At 42.3% G+C, this 18,978-nt stretch carries 17 protein-coding genes and 1 pseudogene; 8 read left to right on the plus strand and 10 right to left on the minus strand.

Translation table 11 applies throughout. The features are described from left to right. Window positions 1-61: 61 nt before the first annotated feature. Both G400_RS0107635 and G400_RS0107640 read right to left on the minus strand, forming a co-directional pair. Complete coding sequence (locus G400_RS0107635; protein WP_017263002.1) at window positions 62-325, minus strand: Mor transcription activator family protein; 264 nt, start codon at window positions 323-325, stop codon at window positions 62-64. Window positions 326-398: 73 nt separating this feature from the next. Next, window positions 399-674, minus strand: coding sequence for a Mor transcription activator family protein (locus G400_RS0107640; RefSeq protein ID WP_017263003.1), 276 nt, complete (start codon window positions 672-674; stop codon window positions 399-401). A 127-nt stretch (window positions 675-801) separates the two neighbouring features. Between G400_RS0107640 and G400_RS0107645 the strand changes: the two genes are divergently transcribed. Continuing rightward, entirely contained in the window at window positions 802-1,752 is a 951-nt protein-coding gene (locus G400_RS0107645; protein ID WP_017263004.1) for a helix-turn-helix transcriptional regulator, read from the plus strand. A 138-nt stretch (window positions 1,753-1,890) separates the two neighbouring features. Beyond that, entirely contained in the window at window positions 1,891-2,385 is a 495-nt protein-coding gene (locus tag G400_RS0107650; protein ID WP_017263005.1) for a GNAT family N-acetyltransferase, read from the plus strand. A 76-nt stretch (window positions 2,386-2,461) separates the two neighbouring features. Here G400_RS0107650 and G400_RS0107655 read toward each other — a convergent pair whose 3' ends face one another. Both G400_RS0107655 and G400_RS0107660 read right to left on the minus strand, forming a co-directional pair. Next, entirely contained in the window at window positions 2,462-3,448 is a 987-nt protein-coding gene (locus G400_RS0107655; RefSeq protein ID WP_017263006.1) for an aldo/keto reductase, read from the minus strand. Between the two features lie 245 nt (window positions 3,449-3,693). Beyond that, window positions 3,694-3,927 (minus strand): hypothetical protein, encoded by a 234-nt coding sequence (locus G400_RS0107660; protein WP_017263007.1) that lies wholly within the window; start codon window positions 3,925-3,927, stop codon window positions 3,694-3,696. A gap of 192 nt (window positions 3,928-4,119) precedes the next feature. Here G400_RS0107660 and G400_RS0107665 point away from each other — a divergent pair, with 192 nt between their 5' ends. Further along, window positions 4,120-5,184: an ABC transporter permease gene (locus G400_RS0107665; protein WP_017263008.1), complete on the plus strand. Its 1,065-nt coding sequence runs from the start codon at window positions 4,120-4,122 to the stop codon at window positions 5,182-5,184. A 179-nt stretch (window positions 5,185-5,363) separates the two neighbouring features. Next, a complete protein-coding gene (locus G400_RS0107670; RefSeq protein ID WP_017263009.1) occupies window positions 5,364-6,065 on the plus strand; it encodes an ABC transporter ATP-binding protein in 702 nt (233 codons plus the stop codon). A 55-nt stretch (window positions 6,066-6,120) separates the two neighbouring features. On the opposite strand, the gene G400_RS0107675 is transcribed toward G400_RS0107670, so the two are convergent. The 4 genes from G400_RS0107675 to G400_RS0107690 all read right to left on the minus strand — a co-directional run bounded on the left by G400_RS0107675 (window position 6,121) and on the right by G400_RS0107690 (window position 11,073). Then, window positions 6,121-6,690, minus strand: coding sequence for a sugar O-acetyltransferase (locus tag G400_RS0107675; protein ID WP_017263010.1), 570 nt, complete (start codon window positions 6,688-6,690; stop codon window positions 6,121-6,123). A 438-nt stretch (window positions 6,691-7,128) separates the two neighbouring features. Then, window positions 7,129-8,553, minus strand: coding sequence for an L-arabinose isomerase (gene araA, locus G400_RS0107680; RefSeq protein WP_017263011.1), 1,425 nt, complete (start codon window positions 8,551-8,553; stop codon window positions 7,129-7,131). A 168-nt stretch (window positions 8,554-8,721) separates the two neighbouring features. Beyond that, window positions 8,722-9,450: an L-ribulose-5-phosphate 4-epimerase gene (locus G400_RS0107685; RefSeq protein ID WP_017263012.1), complete on the minus strand. Its 729-nt coding sequence runs from the start codon at window positions 9,448-9,450 to the stop codon at window positions 8,722-8,724. A gap of 12 nt (window positions 9,451-9,462) precedes the next feature. Beyond that, window positions 9,463-11,073 carry a xylulokinase gene (locus G400_RS0107690; protein ID WP_017263013.1) on the minus strand — a complete coding sequence of 537 codons (1,611 nt, stop codon included), beginning with the start codon at window positions 11,071-11,073 and terminating at the stop codon, window positions 9,463-9,465. A gap of 514 nt (window positions 11,074-11,587) precedes the next feature. On the opposite strand from G400_RS0107690, the pseudogene G400_RS16300 reads away from it, so the two are divergent. Next, a pseudogene (locus tag G400_RS16300) lies at window positions 11,588-12,964 on the plus strand (sugar porter family MFS transporter). 92 nt (window positions 12,965-13,056) lie between these two features. Here the strand turns inward: G400_RS16300 and G400_RS0107700 are convergent. Beyond that, on the minus strand, window positions 13,057-14,160 hold the full coding sequence (locus tag G400_RS0107700) for a GntR family transcriptional regulator (RefSeq protein ID WP_017263016.1): 1,104 nt from the start codon (window positions 14,158-14,160) through the stop codon (window positions 13,057-13,059). Between the two features lie 275 nt (window positions 14,161-14,435). Here G400_RS0107700 and G400_RS0107705 point away from each other — a divergent pair, with 275 nt between their 5' ends. Further along, on the plus strand, window positions 14,436-15,476 hold the full coding sequence (locus tag G400_RS0107705; RefSeq protein ID WP_017263017.1) for an aldose epimerase family protein: 1,041 nt from the start codon (window positions 14,436-14,438) through the stop codon (window positions 15,474-15,476). Window positions 15,477-15,528: 52 nt separating this feature from the next. Here G400_RS0107705 and G400_RS0107710 read toward each other — a convergent pair whose 3' ends face one another. After that, window positions 15,529-16,419 (minus strand): ArsR/SmtB family transcription factor, encoded by an 891-nt coding sequence (locus G400_RS0107710; RefSeq protein WP_017263018.1) that lies wholly within the window; start codon window positions 16,417-16,419, stop codon window positions 15,529-15,531. Window positions 16,420-16,674: 255 nt separating this feature from the next. Here G400_RS0107710 and G400_RS0107715 point away from each other — a divergent pair, with 255 nt between their 5' ends. Together G400_RS0107715 and G400_RS0107720 are read left to right on the plus strand one after the other, a co-directional pair. Next, window positions 16,675-17,649 (plus strand): glycoside hydrolase family 43 protein, encoded by a 975-nt coding sequence (locus tag G400_RS0107715; protein WP_017263019.1) that lies wholly within the window; start codon window positions 16,675-16,677, stop codon window positions 17,647-17,649. 29 nt (window positions 17,650-17,678) lie between these two features. Further along, window positions 17,679-18,950, plus strand: a complete 1,272-nt coding sequence (locus tag G400_RS0107720; protein ID WP_017263020.1) for an oligosaccharide MFS transporter — start codon at window positions 17,679-17,681, stop codon at window positions 18,948-18,950. The last annotated feature ends 28 nt before the right edge of the window (window positions 18,951-18,978 follow it).

Raw genomic sequence — 18,978 nt, forward strand, 5'->3', positions numbered from 1 at the left:
AGGCACATGTCCGTATAAACGTAGTGAAGATTTCACGAGATTCGTCCTGAACTATGCAAAATCATTCCGTTTTTGAACCATTTTGACGAATAATTTGGCGAATCCATCGTTGAGAATAATCATATTTATGAGTCAACTGCACTAAGTTATGCCCGTTATACTCAGCAATGATTTTTTGGGCTACTTTCTTTCGGTCATATAAACGCATTGGAAACGAAATTTGACGTCCACGATATATCTCGAACACTTTCATCATTTGCTCGGTGCCCAACACTTCATTTAGTTGTGCATATGACTCTTGAAGTAATTCTGGCGTCACATCCATATGATGACCCCCACTAATCAATTTTTAAGATAAGATTATCAAACCCGTTATGACTCCTGTAATGCAAATGTCATTACAGATTAAAGGTGTCCAGGTCACCTTCGTGCCTATTAATAATTCGATAAATTGTTCTTTCACTGTACTGATGTCGAATTGCCAAATCTGTTATTGTGAGACCACTTCTATACTCGTTCATAATTTGTTCGTACTCATATTGGGGCTTCAATAGTCGTTTCGGGAAACTAATTTGATTGCCAGAATAAGTTTGATATATCTTTAACGTTGCCTCTTTACCAACGCTTTCATAAAATTCTTGATAAATTTGTTTCCACATATAAATCTCGTTCATAACTGGCCTCCTTGTATACTCAATAAATTCAGTCTAAAATTTTGCATAGACGCAATAAGTCTATTTATAAATAAAAACGACCTGAATAATATTTAAAATTCAGGTCGCTTCAAGGACGGTGTACATAATGAATGCAGCATACCGACAATTATTTATTTTTCAACAATTATTAAGTGGTCTAGTGGTCCACAAACAAGATTTAGTTAAACGATTTAATGTCAACGCACGGGTTATTCAAAGAGACTTTAGTCAAATTCGTCAGTTCATTGATGATCAACAGCTTTTCTACCAAATGCAGTACAAGCGAGGCCTAAATGGTTATGTTTTAGAGACAGACCAAGATAGCATTTCAAAACAATCTATTTTAGTCATTATCAAAACATTATTGGCTAGTCGATCTTTGACGAGTAAAGAGATGAAAACGACAGTGAACGGCTTATTGAATCTTGTAACGCCTGAAGAACAGCATGAAATTCGACCGATTATTCAAAATGAAAGTTTTTACTATCTTCCAGTCCATCATGATCAACCACTTCTACGAACAATTTGGCAATTTAGTCAGTTTATTATTAAAAAACAAGCAATCCAAATAACTTATCAACGTCAACGTGGTGAATATAAAACATACATTATCTTGCCAGAATCCGTCATTTTTTCCGAATACTATTTTTATATAATCGCATTTAATCCTCATGGAAAAGGTAATCGCTTCTTTCGAGCTGATCGAATAAAGGATTATCATCAGGTTAACAAAAAAATAACTCAAAACTATGCTGACAGATTCGAAGATGGCAAATTGCGCCAACAGATTCAATATATGCAACCGGGTCAGACAATCACCCTTCTCTTTGAGTTTTCTGGCATTGTTGAAGCTGCTTTAGATCGTTTTCCAAACTCCGTTGTAAAAAAAAGAGATTCAGTTCGTCATTGCGTTCTGATTGAAGCAAAAACATACGATACCGGCGCTAAAATGTGGTTACTCAGTCAAGGCAATTTGGTAAACGTTTTAAAACCGACAAAATTGCGCGATGAAATAAGGGCTGATCTTCACGCTATGCTTCAGAAATATGACGACTAATGAACGTATTTTATGTCAAAGTTCAAAAATAAGAAAAAATCAATTCATCTTTTTAATTACTTTTCAGCTTTCAGCCTTGCCACATCACAATTAGTATTTCTATAATTAAATTTAATCTGCTAGAAAGAAGTCTTTCACATGTCCCTTACCCTAACAATTGCCACCCAATCCGACCTTTCCACCATTGTTAACATTTACAACCAAAGCATCCCCAGCCATGCCGTCACTGCTGATTTAGCGCCCGTGACCGTCGATGATCGGCAGCCATGGTTCGAGGCACACCAATCAGATAGTTATCCCATTTGGATGGTTAAAGATGACGATAGCATCATTGGCTGGGTCAGCCTGTCGCCTTTTTATGGGCGCGGTGGATACGCTCATACGACCGAGATTTCTATTTATTTAGATCAACAAACTACCGGTCATGGCTATGGTAGTCAGGTGATGTCGTTACTAGCACGACAGATTGCCAACTTCCATTTCACCAGCGTAGTGGCATACATCTTCGATTCCAACGCAGCCAGCCTGCATCTGTTCCACAAATTTGGTTACGAAGAATGGGGACATTTGCCAAGAATCGCTAATATGGCAGGAACTCCTCGCGACCTGATCATTTTGGGCCGTCACTATTAATGCATAATAAAAAGACGTTTGAACTTAATGACTTCGAATGAAGTCGTCAGTTCAAACGTTTTTTCGCTATCTATAATCATTTCAGAGCAGCGTTAATAGCGGCCAGCTCGTCATCGCTAAAGTCCAAGTGTTTTAAAGCACCCAAGTTGTCTCTAAGTTGTTCCGGACGACTAGCCCCAATCAGCACGCTTGTGACTTGTTGATGATGCAATAACCAGGCAATTGCCATATCGGCCAACGATTGATCACGCTGTTGGGCGATTTCATTCAGCCGTTTGACCGTACTCAGTGTTTGTTCAACCTGATCCTCATGCAAAAACGGACTCGTGGATCGATGTGCACGGGAGTCTTCAGGAATACCGTTCAGATAACGATCTGTCAGCAAGCCCTGAGCTAACGAGCTGAACGTTACTAGTCCCGTTTGATCAGCCGTCAATCTGTCTAGCAGACCATCCTCAATGTGGCGGTCAAACAGATTGTAGCGATCTTGATGAACAATGTATGGCGTGTGCAAATCGTCAAAGACCGCCTCAATGGCAGCTGTCTGCTCTGGATTGTACTTCGAAATCCCAATATATAAGGCTTTCCCCTCTCGTACCAGCTTATCTAAGGCATATGCCGTTTCTTCAACTGGCGTGTCAGGATCTGGTCGATGTGAATAGAAGATGTCCACGTAATCCAAGTGCATGCGCTGCAGACTTTGATCAGCGCTAGCCAGAATATTCTTCATCGAACCACCGTCGCCATACGGGCCATCCCACATACGGTGTCCTGCCTTACTAGCAATAACCAGTTCATCACGATAGGGTTTTAAGTCTTCATCCATCAGATGTCCAAAGTTCGTCTCAGCACTGCCTGCCACTGGGCCATAGTTATTCGCCAAATCGAAATAAGTTATACCTGCATCAAACGCCGTTCGGACGATCTGCTTTTGGGTCTCATACTCGTCCACACTACCAAAATTGTGCCAGAATCCGAGACCGAGAACGGATAATTTCAAGCCACTCTTACCCGCTCGCCGATACATCATCTGTTCATACCGATGTTCGTTTGCTAAATACATACTTTAACCTCCACTTAAAATTGCGGCCAACGCCGATTTGACGCGGTTATACTGTTGTTAATTATAGGCTTTTACCTATTTTTATTGCAAACGTTTTCAGGAAAACCCAACTCACTATAAAAGAGCATCAACCACTGTGATATCAGTGAATTGATGCTCTTTCATTTAACCTGCGGCTTAAAGCAGATTTGTTGCCAATCTTATATATAATCACGTACGCTCGACCCAATAAATATATAAAACAATCAACGTAATTCAATTTGAAACTTTTCAGGCCCGTCCAACGTTTGCACATTTACTGTCATACCGTTCTTTAACGGACGATCAACCCAAAAGCTCGGGTGCAAATGATAATTAAAATCGAAACTGTATCGGGTTTGACCAGCGCCCTCAGTTTCTGCCTCAACTTCACCACGACTGCCATCGGACAATTCAACGCTTTGCTGCTTCACATTTGGTGCCACATAAATCGTTGTCATGGACTCCACCTCCAGTGACATTATAGCAGGAAAAATATTTTAGGTTAAGTTAAAACAATTATTTTGCATGCCAAATCACGATAGAAAAAGCGCTCAAATTGCATTTCTTAGGAAAAAGCGTACAATTAGTTATAATCTTATTTATCACTTGATAAATAAAACTAAATTTACGGAAGAAAAGGAGAAATCATCATGTATTTAGGGCTAAAAGAAATGCGCTATGAAAAGCTACGCTACAGTCTGTTAACTGGTGTGATGGTTCTGATTGCGCTTGTTGTCTTCATTCTAGCCGGATTGGCTGGTGGTCTCTCTCAAGGCAATCGTTTAGCAGTCGATCAATGGCAGGCTAAATACGTTTATTTGAACAAGGACGCTAACAAAAACATTATGGCATCACAGTTAACCACCGATGCAACTAATGACGTCAAGGGTAAGCAGGTCGCAAACATTGCGCTTGATAGTACCGTTGTTCGCAAAATTGGTAGTAATAACAAAATCGACATTTCCGCTCTGGGAACTGCCAATAACAGCTTTATTATGCCTAAAGTTACTAGCGGCCATAAAGTTCAACGTGATAATCAAATCATTATTTCACAAAACCTGAAGGACCAGGGGATTAAGATTGGTGACAAGGTCCGTTTGGGCTCGAACGACACCAAATTAACCGTTGTCGGCAGTTACGGTAAGAGCACATACAGTATTGCCCCAACCATGTATATGAATTTGGCAACCTTGGCCAAAATCAAGGCTGCTGGCACGCCTGTCACAAAACCGCTCGGCATCAATGCAATCATCACCAAAGACAGCCAGTTATCTGGGAACAAACACAATTTGCAACGGCTCCCTATCAATGATTTCATACAAAATCTGCCTGGTTACAGTGCTGAACAGACAACTTTAAACACAATGATCTACTTCTTGTTCGCCATGTCACTGGCCATTATCGGAATCTTTATGTATGTTCTAACCTTACAAAAGCAGTCACTATTTGGCGTGCTGAAAGTTGAAGGAATCGGTACACGTCACATCCTTGCTAGCGTTGTGACACAGGCCGCCGTTATGAGCGTAATCAGTGTTGCCATCGGATTATTGATCACGATCGGTATCGGCGCCATCGCACCAACGGGCATGCCGTTTGCACTAAACTACCCACAACTCGGCATTTATGCCATCTCGTTAATCCTCGCTTCAATTCTAGGATCCCTACTATCCTGGCGCACGATTGCCAAAATTAACCCAGTCACAGCAATTAAATAGAGTGGTGCCGAAGCCTGGGAGAAGCTGAGCAATAACATGGAGATGAAGAATTCGGTGATTTTCCGAATCATTCATCTACGGGTTATGCACAAGCTTCTGGGCGTCAGGTGCACGTTTATGAAAGTGGTGCCGAAGGCCCGGGAGAAGCTGAGCAATAGCAAGACGTAAAGGAGAAAAACATGGCAAACGTAATGGAACTTGTTAACGTATCAAAACGTTTCGGAAGCGGCCATACCGCAGTGAATGCCCTTAGTGATGTAAACTTCGAAATCCAACAAGGCCAATTTGTTTCAATCATCGGACCATCAGGATCTGGTAAGAGTACCTTTTTGACCATCGCGGCCGGATTACAAACACCAACAAGTGGCAAAGTTTTGCTAAACGGTACTGACTTAGCCACCCAATCAGAAAAACAGCGGTTACAGTACAGATTTGATCATGTCGGCTTTATTCTACAAAGTTCAAATTTGATTCCCTATCTGACTGTCTCTGAACAATTTAAACTCATTGACCGTTTGGCCCACCAAAAATTTCAAGAAAAGGAAATGCGGCAATTGCTGGATAGACTAGATTTGAAGAACCTAGATGATGCCTATCCAAACGCACTGTCCGGTGGTGAACGCCAGCGTGTCGCAATCGCTAAGGCGCTATATCACGAGCCTGACATTATCTTAGCCGACGAACCAACGGCCAGCTTGGACTCGACCCGTTCGTTTGATGTCGTTGATCGATTGGTCAGCGAGGCTCATGACTTAAATAAAGCGATTATCATGGTAACTCATGATGAACGATTGATTACTAAAAGCGATGTTGTGTATCAAATCGATGATGGTAAGATGCAGAAGCTTGAGAATAAGGAAACTGTCGAATCACACAACTAACAAACTAAAAATCGCATGTTGTAGAAGTTTAACGGCTTCCGCAACATGCGATTTTTCATTTTGTAACGTTTGTCTTAAGCACGCGCGCCGGATTGCCGCCAATAATGACATCGTCACCAAAGGACTTCGTCACGACACTCCCAGCACCGACAATGACATTATCTCCCAACGTTACGCCAGGGCAAATAATTGCGCCGCCACCAATCCACACATCGTCGCCGATTGTGACTGGTTTGCCAATACCTTCCGCTCCGTTACGGCGCAACCTTGGATCAGCAGGATGATTAACCGAATAGATTTGTACTTTGGGACCCAACAAAGCATGTTTGCCAATTCGGATGGGCGCCACATCCAACATTACGCAATCATAATTGGCAAAGAAATCGTCACCAACATAAATGTTATATCCATAATCACAACGGAAAGTCGCATGGACACTACAGTCTTGCCCCGTCTCGCCAAACAACTTTTTAATAATCGCCGTACTGCGTTCAGGATTTCGTTCTCCTAGTGCATTAAATTCCTCAATTTGTTTACGTGCTTCCGCACGTTCAGCGACAAGTTCATCGTCGTAAACGTCAAAAATATCGCCTGCTAACATTCTTTGTTTATTTGTTTTTATCATTTATTTACCTCAAGTTTGTACTACGCCCTACATAGCCGAAACGTGTCACTATCGCCCAGAAACCTGCGCATAACCTAAAACTGCTACCATACAGGAAAAGTCACCTGCATGTGCTCGCTACCTACATAGCCGAAACGTGTTCTCAACCCCTAAACCTTGTGCATAACCCGAAACTGGCACGATACAGGAAAATCACCCGTATCAATCTACATAGCCGAAACGTGTCACTGTCGCCCAGAAACCTGCGCATAACCTAAAACTGCTGCCATACAGGAAAATTCACCTGCATGTGCTCGCTACCTACATAGCCGAAACGTGTTCTCAACCCCTAAACCTTGTGCATAACCCGAAACTGGCACGATACAGGAAAATCACCCGTATCGTGCCAGTTTCATGTTATTGCTCGGGTTTAAGCCCGGGGTTGTTCACACTCTACTCTTAATCAATAACCACCGACTTCAAACCAAACATGGTAACAAGGTCGTTGATTTGTTCTTCGTCCAAAGCAAAGGTGAAGACAGTGTGGTGACCACCACCATTTTCAATCCACTTTGTGGCACCGGCCTTTAAGCCAACCTTTGGTGTCCACAATTGCTTAGCAACCGGCAGATTTGGCGTTTCAGCTTCTGGCTTATTTGCGTTAACAGGGTAGCTGATGAACTTATATCCATCACGGAAATCAGCCAACGTAACGTCAATCGCGTCACCTTCAGAACCAGTGAAGACCAAACGTGCTGGATCAGCTTTACCACCAATATCCAATGGGTGAACTTCAACCCGTGGCTTGTCACTAGCAATTGATGGGTCAACTTCCAACATATGGGAACCAAGAATGGCTTCGTGACCTTTCCGTAAGTCTAACGTGTAGTCTTCCATGAAGGCTGTCTTTTGGTTGTGTGACATGATCTTCATCAAACGGCCAAGGGCAGCTGTCTTCCAGTCACCTTCAGCACCGAAGCCATAACCGTCACGCATCAACAATTGAGCGGCCAAACCAGGTAATTGTTCCATGCCCCACAAATCTTCAAAGTTTGTCGTAAATGCAGAGTAACCGCCACGGTCCAAGAAACTCTTAATACCAAGGTATTGAGCTAATTGAACGCGAACTGAATGCTTATATGTTTCAGGATCATTGTCACCTTGAACCAAGGTGTAGTCAGTTGCCAGTTTTTCGTATTCTTTGTCCACATCAGCTTCACTAACCTTGCTGATTTCTTGAACCAAGTCACCAACACCGTAGTAGTCAACGGTCCAGCCAAGGTCAATTTGTGCTTGAACCTTGTCACCTTCAGTAACCGCAACATTACGCATTGTGTCTCCGAAACGGCAAACTTTCAACTTGAAACTTTCATTGTAGGCAACAGCAACGTCTTCCCACTTAGCGATTTCAGTTTGTGTTTCTTCATCACCCCAGTAGCCGTAAACGATCTTGTTGTGAACGCCCAAACGTGCGTTGATGTAACCATATTCACGGTCACCATGAGCACTTTGGTTCAAGTTCATGTAATCGAAATCAATGGTGTCGTAAGGAATCTTGTTTAAATATTGCGTTGCCAAGTGAAGTAATGGTTTCTGTAACAATTTAGTCCCACGAATCCAGTTTTTAGCTGGTGAGAAAGTGTGCATCCATGTGATAACACCAGCAACGTTGTCGTTGTAGTTAACTTCCTTCATAAACTTCGTGATTCCATCAGCTGTCGTCATAACATCCTTAAAGACAACCTTATAAGGAAGCTTGCCACTAGCGTTCAGCTTGTCAACAATATCTTCGGCATCCTTAGCAACCTGCTTTAATTGATCTTCACCATATAAGAACTGACTACCTGTAACAAACCAAAATTCGTAATCTGGAACTGCTAACATAATGAATTCTCCTTTGTGTTTAATGTTTTTATTTTTACTACTACGTAGTGATAACGCGCTCCCTAATCCCTGAATTCTGTGCATAAGCTGAAAGTCAAATCATTCGGAAAACCACCGAATGTTTCGCCTTCCTTCTTATTGCTCAAATTCACACGGGATTAGTCACGCTCACTCTCTTAACGCATGCGACTTGGACTTCGCATTATTTTGACCGTAGTACGCATTGCTGCCGTGCTTACGGTAATAATGTTTGTCCAATAAGTACTGGGGCAATTCGGTATCGCTACGAGTCAATTGCAAAGTGTGATAATCCTCTTCAGCGATGACTTCCAGAACTTTAGAGTTATAAACAGCCTTGGCCGGAGTAGCACCCCAAGCAAACGGACCGTGTTGACTTACTAGGGCAGCAGGCACTGCTTCGTAATCCAAACCACGTTCCTTGAAGGTCTTCACAATCGTCTTGCCCGTGTTACCTTCGTAGTCTTCTTCGATTTCTTCCTTAGTTAACGCGTCAGCAGCGGGCACATCCCCAAAGAACGTATCTGCAGCCGTGGTATTCAACGCAGGCACATCCATCTTGGCAGCCGCAAACGAAACGGCCCATGGTGAATGTGTGTGTACGATTCCACCAATGTTTGGAAAGGCGTTATATAACACCGTGTGAGTCGGTGTATCACTTGAAGGGTTCATGTCTCCTTCAACAACTTCACCTTTTAAATTCACGACAACCATGTCAGAAGGCTTCATTTCGTCATATTCAACACCTGATGGTTTAATGACGAATAACCCCTTTTCACGATCGATGCCTGAAACATTGCCCCATGTAAAGGTAACAAGTCCCAACTTTGGTAATTGCATATTTGCTTCATAAACTTCTTGTTTTAACGCTTCCAGCATTAACAGTCAGCCTCACTTTCGTTCTGGAATATCATCAATGGCAGCACCTTCAACAGGCAAGCCAGCTTGGTAATTTTCGATAAATTGTTGATAGCCCTTAACGCCATCTGGTTCTGGACTCAAGGTCATACTTTCTGGATTGGCAAAAACTTTGCGATCCAGGAAGTCTTCAAGGGAATCTTCGTTCTCGCCAGGTAATGCATAAATGGCTAACACTGCCATCCCCCATGGACCACCTTCGCCAGCGGTGCTCATCACCGTAATTGGCGTATTCAAAGCATTTGCGAGGATTTGTTGACCAATAACTGGTGTCTTGAACAAACCACCTTGAGCAATCATGACATCTGTTTTGATGTTTTCTTCATTTGTCAGGATGTCCATCCCAATTTTGAGTGGTGCAAACGCAGCATAGAGCTGTGTTGCCATGAAGTTCGCTAATGTAAAATTACTCTTTGGCGTCCGTACAAAGAGTGGGCGACCAGCTGACATCTTGGTGATATTCTCACCTGATAAGTAGCTGTAGTTCACTAGCCCACCAACATCTGGATCTGAATGGGTAGCTTGTAAGAACAACGTTTCATATAACCGATCAGGTTTAAGATCCACACCCAACTTGGCCGCAAACTCACTAAACAAGTTGGCCCAGGCGTTGATATCAGATGAACAGTTATTGATATGAACCATTGCGACTGGTGCACCCGTTGGTGTCATGACCATATCAATGTCCCGATGGACTGCCTTTAGAGGTTGATCCAAAACGACCATTGAAAAGGCTGACGTACCAACGGAAATGTTCCCAGTCCGTTTGCGCACACTATTGGTGCCAACCATCCCTGTACCAGCATCTCCTTCAGGTGGAGCCATTACGCTACCCGCCTGAAGATTGCCACTAGCATCGAGCAGTTTAGCACCGTCATTCGTTAATGTTCCGGCCTGCTGACCTGCTGGTAAAACGGCCGGCAGAATGTCTTTTGTGTTCCAAGAGTAACGTTTAACAGCGTCCTGAGTATTGAACGCTTCCAACATTGCCTCGGAATACGTACCCGTTTTTTCATCAATCGGGAACACCCCAGATGCATCACCGACACCTAAAACACGCTTGCCAGATAATTGCCAATGTACATAACCAGCTAATGTCGTAATGAAGTCAATATCCTTAACGTGAGGTTCATCATTCAAAATTGCTTGATATAAATGAGCAATACTCCAACGTTGTGGAATATTAAATGAGAATAACGCCGTCAATTCATCAGCTGCCTGACCGGTAATGTTGTTACGCCAGGTTCTAAAGGGAACCAATTGCTTACCGGCCTGATCAAATGCCAGATAGCCATGCATCATGGCACTGACACCAATCGACCCAATTTTAGTCAACGGACTGTGATACTTGCTTTGAACTTCTGCCACCATCTGGGTATAGCTGGCTTGAATACCAGTCCAAACCTGTTCTAGTGGATACGTCCATACACCATCAACGAATTGGTTTTCCCAAACGTAACTGCCAGATGCAATTGTCTGAAAGTCGTGAGTTACCAGAACCGCCTTGATTCGTGTTGAACCAAGCTCGATACCTAGTGAAACATCACCGCTCTTAACCGCTTGGGAGGTTTCAACTAAGTTCATGTGAACATCCTCCAAATACAAATTCAAAAAGTAAAATAAAACGTTTTCATTTTTGTCAACGACCATAGTGTAAAATATTTATTCGAATAAATCAACAGTATTTTTATTTATACGTATTAATACAGTGAACTAAATAATCTTCGCGTAGTTACTTATAGGTAACGACAATCACGCAATTCCCATTTCTTATCTATTAGATAGCAACTGATGAAAGCTGCCAGAAGCTTTTAAATCAGCTATTTGGTCTCACATAATTAATCATAAAATTTGTTCCAGTTATACTACAATCGCATAAATTTGTCGTTTTTCTATTGATTTATTCGAATGAATGATATAGATTGTTTTCTGAAAGCGTTTTCTATTTTTGTCGACAAATTTTCATTTTTTACCTAGTGTGTTTGTATTTGCTATTTTTTACTTCGCGTCTGAATCGGCGATTAGTTCAACTGCTTGATGTCCTTCTTCAGTTGGCGTCTCAACGGTTCACATCTATTTATAGAAATGAGGGTTCGTCTTGAAAAAAGTGTCGAATGGCTTCATCTATACGTTTGGTTCGTTAGGTGGCCTTCTGTTTGGTTATGATATTGCATCTGTATCCGGTGCCATCTTATTTATTCAAAAGCAATTGCGGTTAGGTTCATGGCAACAAGGGATGGTTGTTTCAGCTGTCTTGATTGGTGCGATCATTGGTGCCCTTGCTACTAGTAAGTTCTTGGACACATACGGTCGCCGTATTTTGCTACTGTGGGCCGCCGGGATCTTCTTCGTTGGCGCACTTGGTTCTGGATTTGCTCCAGAATTCTATGTTTTGTTAGTCACACGAATCATCCTTGGAATAGGTGTGGGAATTACCTCAGCTCTGGTTCCTGCCTACCTACAGGAACTGGCGCCTAAAAAGCGTCGTGGCGCAATCACAACTCTGTGGCAGTTGATGATTATGATTGGGATTTTACTAGCTTATATCTTGAACTACACATTTTCAGGACTATTCACGGGCTGGCGCTGGATGCTTGGTTTCGCAGCTATTCCAGCCGCTCTATTGTTCATTGGTGCCCTATATTTACCAGAAAGTCCTCGTTTCTTAGTCAAAGTTGGTAAATTAGATGAAGCCAAAGCCTTTTTGGAAAACACCAACAACGGCGATGATAAAGCAGTTGAAATTGCACTAACCGACATTCAAGCTCAAGCCTCATAAAAAGCCGGTGGTTGTGGTGAACTCTTTGGTAAGACTGTTCGTCCTGCTTTAATCACTGGATTAGGTGTCGCGATTTTTCAACAAATTATTGGCAGTAACACGGTTATTTTCTATGCACCAACCATCTTCACCAAAGTTGGATGGGGTGTGGAAGCCGCTCTGCTAGCCCATATTGGTATCGGTGTTATCAATGTCATTGTCACTGTTGTTGCTTTGCTTTTGATGGATCACATTGATCGTAAAAAGATGCTCATTTTTGGTGCAACCGGGATGGGATTGTCACTTTTAATCATGAGTACTGTGTTGAAGTTTGATAACGGTTCAAAAGTTGCGGCAATTGTGAGTGCCCTTGCATTAACTATTTATGTGGCCTTTTATGCAGCAACTTGGGCTCCTGTTACGTGGGTCTTCATCAGTGAAGTGTTCCCATTAAATATTCGTGGTCTGGGAACATCGCTTTGTTCTGCTACAAACTGGGCAGCTAACATGCTCGTTTCGTTAACGTTCCCTACAATGTTGAGCACTATGGGATTGGCTAACTCGTTCCTCTTCTACGCTCTAATCTGTGCAATTTGTATCTGGATCACACACACTAAGTTTATGGAAACTCGTGGCAAGTCGCTTGAAGATATTGAAGCTGATTTACGTTCACGCACAGCCGATGAAAATACTGTTTCAAACGCTGAAAACAAATAATATTTAATCGTGTTTGAGAGTTAGTAGGAACCTAAAAAAGGCCGCTTCGAGAAGATTAATTTCTTCCCGAAACGGCCTTTTCCAGCTAGTTCTTATTCAGTTTTAGTATCAACAGTAGCATCAGCAGGTTTAACGGCTGAACTCCGTCTGACTAAGTCTGGTTCGTAATTGATATCCTGAACATCTTCACGATTCAACAACTTAATCAACATGCGCCCTGCGTCTTCACCCATTCTTTCCTTCTCATGGTTCAACGTGGTCAATGAGGGGCTCATATATTGAGACATCAAATAATCATCAAAGCCGACAACTGAGACATCTTCAGGCACTCGATAGTCGTTCGAGCGCAGATAGTCCATAACTTGAATCGCCAAACGGTCGTTATAACAAGCAATCGCCGTTGGTCGTTCATCCTGCTCCAAGTATATCCGGATTCGACCCATGACCCGTTCAAAGTCATCCCCTGATTGATACATGATGAGATTACTCTGGTAGGAAAATTCAGGGTGCCGTTGATATGCTTGAACAAATCCATTCATTCGGTTAACACCCTGAATGTCATCTACCTGAAAAACGCCCAAAACGCTTTGATGTCCCATTCGAAAAAGGTATTCCATCATGCGTTCTTCAGCAGCCTTGTCATCTGTCGTAACGCTCGGGAAGTCCAAGTCAGGATATTTGGCGTTAATAAATAATGTTGGAATCTGATCATCCTTAATTTCTTGGTATAAGTCCATATTAGGATTACGCAGCGCACTTTGTGTGGGCTCAATGATTAGGCCCGCAACTTTAGTGTCCAACATATTGATCAAGCTCTTACGTTCTTTTTCATGGTTATTATGTGTATTACTAATCAATAAAGAATAGCCAGCATCTGAAATAATACGATCAATCCCAGAAATAATATCTGGAAAGATGTAATCCGCGATATGCGTTGTGATGACGCCAATCATTTTACTATCATTATCATTCGACCAGTCTTTATGCCAGTCTTGGACAAACATCCCGCCGCCTTGAATCCGATAAATGAAGTGACTACCCTCTAAATCCCCCACGGCTCTTCTAACTGTATAGCGAGAAACATCGTACATCGCCATTAATTCTGTTTCAGTTGGCAACTTATCGTTGACCTTATATTTCCCTGTTAGAATTGCCTCTTTCAAACCATCTTTAACTTTTTGATACTTGTTTTCCATATTTCCACCTAATTTGATATGTAATGATGCTCACTTTTAAGACACGCCACCATTACTAATAAATTGAAACGAATCATTCACTCATTCTAGTGTAGTGTAAAAGTTCCGATATCACAATAAATTTACAAATTTATTTGTAACCGTTTTCTCTTTAACGGTCTACTTTCTCGTAAAATGTGGTAATGTAATTATATATTTATTTCAATTCATTAAAACCTCACATTTAATTCATTCGAATATATATGTGAAACATACTTAATAAAGGAGTTTTCCGTATGTCACAATCTATTCACGCAACAGTTCAACCGTTTGATACCTTTAACGGTCAGCAAATCTATCGTTTTAGTCTTGTCAACGCCCATGGTGTCACCGTATCTGCCTTAAGCCTTGGCGCAACTCTTTATGAAATCTTATTGCCAAGTGGCGACAACCTCGTCTTGAATTATCACCATAGTGCTGATTACTTAGCCAATCCATTTTACGTTTGCATGGGTATTGGGCGCACAGGCGGTCGCATTGGCAATGGTGAATTCCCGATGAACGGAAAAACGATTCACGTCCCAGTTAATGAAGGGTCAACAACCCTACATGGTGGACCGCATGGGTTCAACTCACAGCTTTGGGATGGTGAAATTTCTACCAAAAATGGGGAGCCAGAAATCGTCTTCCGTCACTTACAGAAGTCGTCAGAAGATGGTTTCCCTGGGGATCTGGATGCCGAAATTCACTACCAGCTCAGTGATGATGACGTCGTGCGAATCAGCTTTGTTGGGCGATCAAACGCCGACACAGTCTTCAATCCAACACTCCATACCTACTTTAATCTTGGAAACAACGAAACCATTAAACGGCATACATTACAAATTAACAGTACAGAACATTTAGCCTTTGATGATAAAAAGGTTCCAACTGGTGAGCTAATTGAAGTTGCAGACACACCATTTGATTTCCAGAAGGCCACGACACTTGGCACTGCTATTGCTAGGATGCAAGATACTGCAGAAAAAGGCTTTGATGACCTCTTCAAAGTGACCCCAGACGATAATAACCGGATTGCCACTTTGACAGATCCTATTTCCGGTCACGCCGTTGATGTGCTCTCAAAACGTAACGGACTCGTTGTCTTCACAGCTAATTCTTTCACACACGATAATATGAACTTCAAACGTTCCAACGGTACTGGTCAACCGTATGAAGGTGTCGCCCTCGAAGCACAGACGTTACCCGATGCCACCAAACATACCGGTTTTGGTAACATTGTCCTCACTGCTGGCGACACATCCGTTAGCACAATTGGCTACCGTCTCCACTACTAACCGAATGAATATTAAAACGCTGAACCAGTTTTGATGGTTCAGCGTTTTTAAACTAGCTATAAAACATCTTCATTTCGATATCTTGATTAAAGTTCCCAAACCCTTTGCCAAAAATCGTGCAGCCGCCACGGTTCTTGGCATTCTTTTTAACTTCAAAACGAACTGTGACAGTATCACCGTCTATCTTTAGATCATCTAGCGACGCTTCAGAGAATGGTTGTCCGTCGAGATAGCTCCCGTGATCAGTGACACGAACCGTTTTTAAAATACCATACTGATTAACGTTATCTGGCACCCACAACGGCGTGTACTTTCCCCGAGTATCAGAGAAATCACCAGGGCTTGTCCAATTGCCGATTGCGTGGCCGTTAATCGAAAACGTGATGTCAGAAGGCCAAACGTTATTAGAAAATGGAAATTCAGAGCCTAGCTCCATGGACAAATCTAACATCTGCAACGTATCGTTTCTAGCCAGATAGTTTGGAAACTGATATTCAACAAATCCTTCTGTCCACCAAATCATCCCCGCACTCATTCGTTCTGGATCCATGAAGTATGCCGGGTTATCGACCTTACCAATATAGTTTTCCTTTCCGGCCAGACCGCATGATGGTTTCACCGAAAAATTAGTGAAGTGACCCACCGGTACGTCAGTTGTTTGGACATCAAACGCTGTGTAAATTTCCTGGGGAAAGTTCACATTGATATGATCAACTTTTAACTTAGACACCTTGTTATGACCGACTCGTTCAAATTCGATCAGACCCGCTTCAGCCAGTTTGTTGAGATGCATTAAAACGATCGTGCTACTAAGATTCATTTCTTCAGCCAATTCGCGAACGCTTAAATGCTTATATGACAGTTTTCTAAGAATATCCAGTCTTACCGGACTGGCCAATGCTTTATACGTCAGCAGGGATTCATTAGACAAATCTAATTTCATTACGAATAACACCAACCTTTTTGTTAATCAGACGGTAACAAACAACATTTATATTGCTTTAAATTAATATAAAGCGGTTTCTTTTACTGAAATTATAATATAAACGCTTACATTATCCAAATTTATTCGAATAAATATCATTAACATCATTGTAAGCGTTTGCTTCTGCCTGTACTCTAATCTTGTACAAAGGATAACAAGTTAGCTAACGTCGTTCGTCCGATTACCAAACAAGACATGAAGGGACAAGTTGATATGACAACTGCAACAGATTACATTAATCCACTAATTGTGCAGCGCGCCGATCCATTTATTTATAAGCACACAGACGGCTATTATTATTTCACCGCTTCGGTACCTGCATATAACCTCATTGAAATCCGTCGTGCCAAAACATTGGCCGGCCTCGCCCATGCCGCACCAAGAACTATTTGGCGTAAACATGACAGCGGTCCAATGAGTCAATTGATCTGGGCACCAGAGATTCATTACATCGACGGCAAGTGGTTCATCTACTTTGCCGCAGCCGAAACAACGGCATTCGACAAAAATGGCATGTTCCAACACCGTATGTTCTGTATTGAATGCGATAACGCTGATCCAATGCGCAGCGAAGATGATTGGATTGAACATGGCCAAGTTAAAACGCCAATGGATTCTTTCTCACTCGACGCAACGTGCTTTAAAGCCAACGACAAGTTGTACTACGTTTGGGCACAAAAAGATCCAGCCATTAAGGGTAATTCCAACATCTACATTGCTGAAATGGCCAACCCTTGGACACTTAAAACTAAGCCTGTAATGTTGACTAAACCGGAATTTGACTGGGAAACAAAGATTTTCTGGGTGAACGAAGGTCCTGCCGTAATCCATCGTAATGGGCGATACTTCTTAACTTACTCAGCTAGTGCGACCGATGAAAATTACTGCATGGGTATGCTAAGTATTGATGAAAATGCTGATTTACTTGATGCCAGTCAGTGGCACAAGGCAGAAAAACCAGTCTTTCAAAGTGACCTTGACCATGACCAATTCGGGCCTGGCCACAATTCCTTCACAGTAGCCGAAGACGGTCAAACAGATATTTTGGTTTACCACTGCCGTGACTACACAGAAATCAAGGGCGATCCACTGTATGATCCAAATCGCCATACGAAGGTTCAACCCTTTACGTGGAACGATGATGGCACCCCTAACTTTGGCAAACCAGTGCCTTACAACTATGACTAATCATTTAGAAAATAGAGGTTAAAAACATCATGCAAAAAACTGAATCAAAACACTTTTGGGGGTTCCCCTTCTCCCACTTTAGTTATTTCTTCATTTGGGCTACCGTCTATGGCTATTTAACACTATGGATGGAACAAGTTGGTCACTTAAACGGAACTGAATCTGGAGCTGTCTTCTCAATGATGGCCGGAATTTCGCTTATTTTCCAACCAATCTTCGGGGTCGTTTCCGACAAGCTGTTATTCAAAAAGAACTTAGTTATTCTAATCTCTGTCGTTGCTATTTTTATCGGACCTTACTTCCAATGGGTCTTCTTACCATTGCTCCATATCAATTCTTTCTTGGTTGCCATTGTCACTGGGACCTTCCTCAGCTTTGTTTTAAACGGTGGGGTTTCCGTTATTGAACAGTATGTTCAACGCGCCAGTTTAGCTAACAAGTTTGAATATGCTCACTCACGTGTCGGAGGTTCCGTTGCCGGTGTTGTCGCTTCATTGATTGCCGGTCGTTTATTCCTGTGGTCACCAGACTCAATCTTCTGGGCATGTACCGTTGCTGCCATTATCTTAACTGGCTTACTGTTATTCAGTGACAAAATCGACATGGACAACGCTTCTGCCGCTGGGGACACATCTAACTCTTTGGACATGAAGACCGTTATGTCTGTGTTCAAGATTAAAAACTTATGGGTTCTGGCCATTTTCTACATGGGCGCATCAGCTATTTTCGATGTGTTCGACCAACAATTCATTATCTTCTTCAAGACGTTCTTCCACACCGCCGCACAAGGTACATTGGTTTATAGTTACATGACTTCCGGTCAAACGGCCATTGAATTCTTGCTCATGTTCCCAATGCCATGGATCATCAACAAAATCGGTTCTAAAAATGGTTTGATCATCTACGGCTTCATCACTTGCATTCGGATCTTAGGTTCTGCTTTGTCACCAACCTGGGGCTGGGTTGTCTTCTTCCGTTTGCTCGCCGGACTGGAAATGCCGTTATTATTGACGTCTATCATGAAGTACATCGCCGGTGCCTTTGATATTCGTTTATACGCTACGGTTTATGCCCTCGCGTCTAACTTTGCTAAGCAAATATCGGTCTTCATTTTCTCCTCTGTTGCCGGTAAATTATACGATGTGATCGGTTACCAACACACGTACATCTGGATGGGTGTTCTAGTCTTCGTCATTACACTGTTCGCTGCATTCTTCTTGAAGAAAGAGGATAAAGTACAGGCTGGTGAAGTCGAGGCGCCAAAAGATACACCGACGCCAGCAAATGATTCAGATAATTAGGCAATCGAAAATGTAACAAAAATAAGCC

Origin of the sequence: Furfurilactobacillus rossiae DSM 15814, from assembly GCF_000428925.1 — a bacterium.
GTDB classification, from domain to species: Bacteria; Bacillota; Bacilli; order Lactobacillales; family Lactobacillaceae; genus Furfurilactobacillus; species Furfurilactobacillus rossiae.

Bases quoted from the DNA above. Each gene is read 5' to 3' on its own strand.
- G400_RS0107635 (WP_017263002.1), bottom strand. From the start codon at position 325: ATGGATGTGACGCCAGAATTACTTCAAGAGTCATATGCACAACTAAAT.
- G400_RS0107640 (WP_017263003.1), bottom strand. From the start codon at position 674: ATGAACGAGATTTATATGTGGAAACAAATTTATCAAGAATTTTATGAA.
- G400_RS0107645 (WP_017263004.1), top strand. From the start codon at position 802: ATGAATGCAGCATACCGACAATTATTTATTTTTCAACAATTATTAAGT.
- G400_RS0107650 (WP_017263005.1), top strand. From the start codon at position 1,891: ATGTCCCTTACCCTAACAATTGCCACCCAATCCGACCTTTCCACCATT.
- G400_RS0107655 (WP_017263006.1), bottom strand. From the start codon at position 3,448: ATGTATTTAGCAAACGAACATCGGTATGAACAGATGATGTATCGGCGA.
- G400_RS0107660 (WP_017263007.1), bottom strand. From the start codon at position 3,927: ATGACAACGATTTATGTGGCACCAAATGTGAAGCAGCAAAGCGTTGAA.
- G400_RS0107665 (WP_017263008.1), top strand. From the start codon at position 4,120: ATGTATTTAGGGCTAAAAGAAATGCGCTATGAAAAGCTACGCTACAGT.
- G400_RS0107670 (WP_017263009.1), top strand. From the start codon at position 5,364: ATGGCAAACGTAATGGAACTTGTTAACGTATCAAAACGTTTCGGAAGC.
- G400_RS0107675 (WP_017263010.1), bottom strand. From the start codon at position 6,690: ATGATAAAAACAAATAAACAAAGAATGTTAGCAGGCGATATTTTTGAC.
- araA (WP_017263011.1), bottom strand. From the start codon at position 8,553: ATGTTAGCAGTTCCAGATTACGAATTTTGGTTTGTTACAGGTAGTCAG.
- G400_RS0107685 (WP_017263012.1), bottom strand. From the start codon at position 9,450: ATGCTGGAAGCGTTAAAACAAGAAGTTTATGAAGCAAATATGCAATTA.
- G400_RS0107690 (WP_017263013.1), bottom strand. From the start codon at position 11,073: ATGAACTTAGTTGAAACCTCCCAAGCGGTTAAGAGCGGTGATGTTTCA.
- G400_RS0107700 (WP_017263016.1), bottom strand. From the start codon at position 14,160: ATGGAAAACAAGTATCAAAAAGTTAAAGATGGTTTGAAAGAGGCAATT.
- G400_RS0107705 (WP_017263017.1), top strand. From the start codon at position 14,436: ATGTCACAATCTATTCACGCAACAGTTCAACCGTTTGATACCTTTAAC.
- G400_RS0107710 (WP_017263018.1), bottom strand. From the start codon at position 16,419: ATGAAATTAGATTTGTCTAATGAATCCCTGCTGACGTATAAAGCATTG.
- G400_RS0107715 (WP_017263019.1), top strand. From the start codon at position 16,675: ATGACAACTGCAACAGATTACATTAATCCACTAATTGTGCAGCGCGCC.
- G400_RS0107720 (WP_017263020.1), top strand. From the start codon at position 17,679: ATGCAAAAAACTGAATCAAAACACTTTTGGGGGTTCCCCTTCTCCCAC.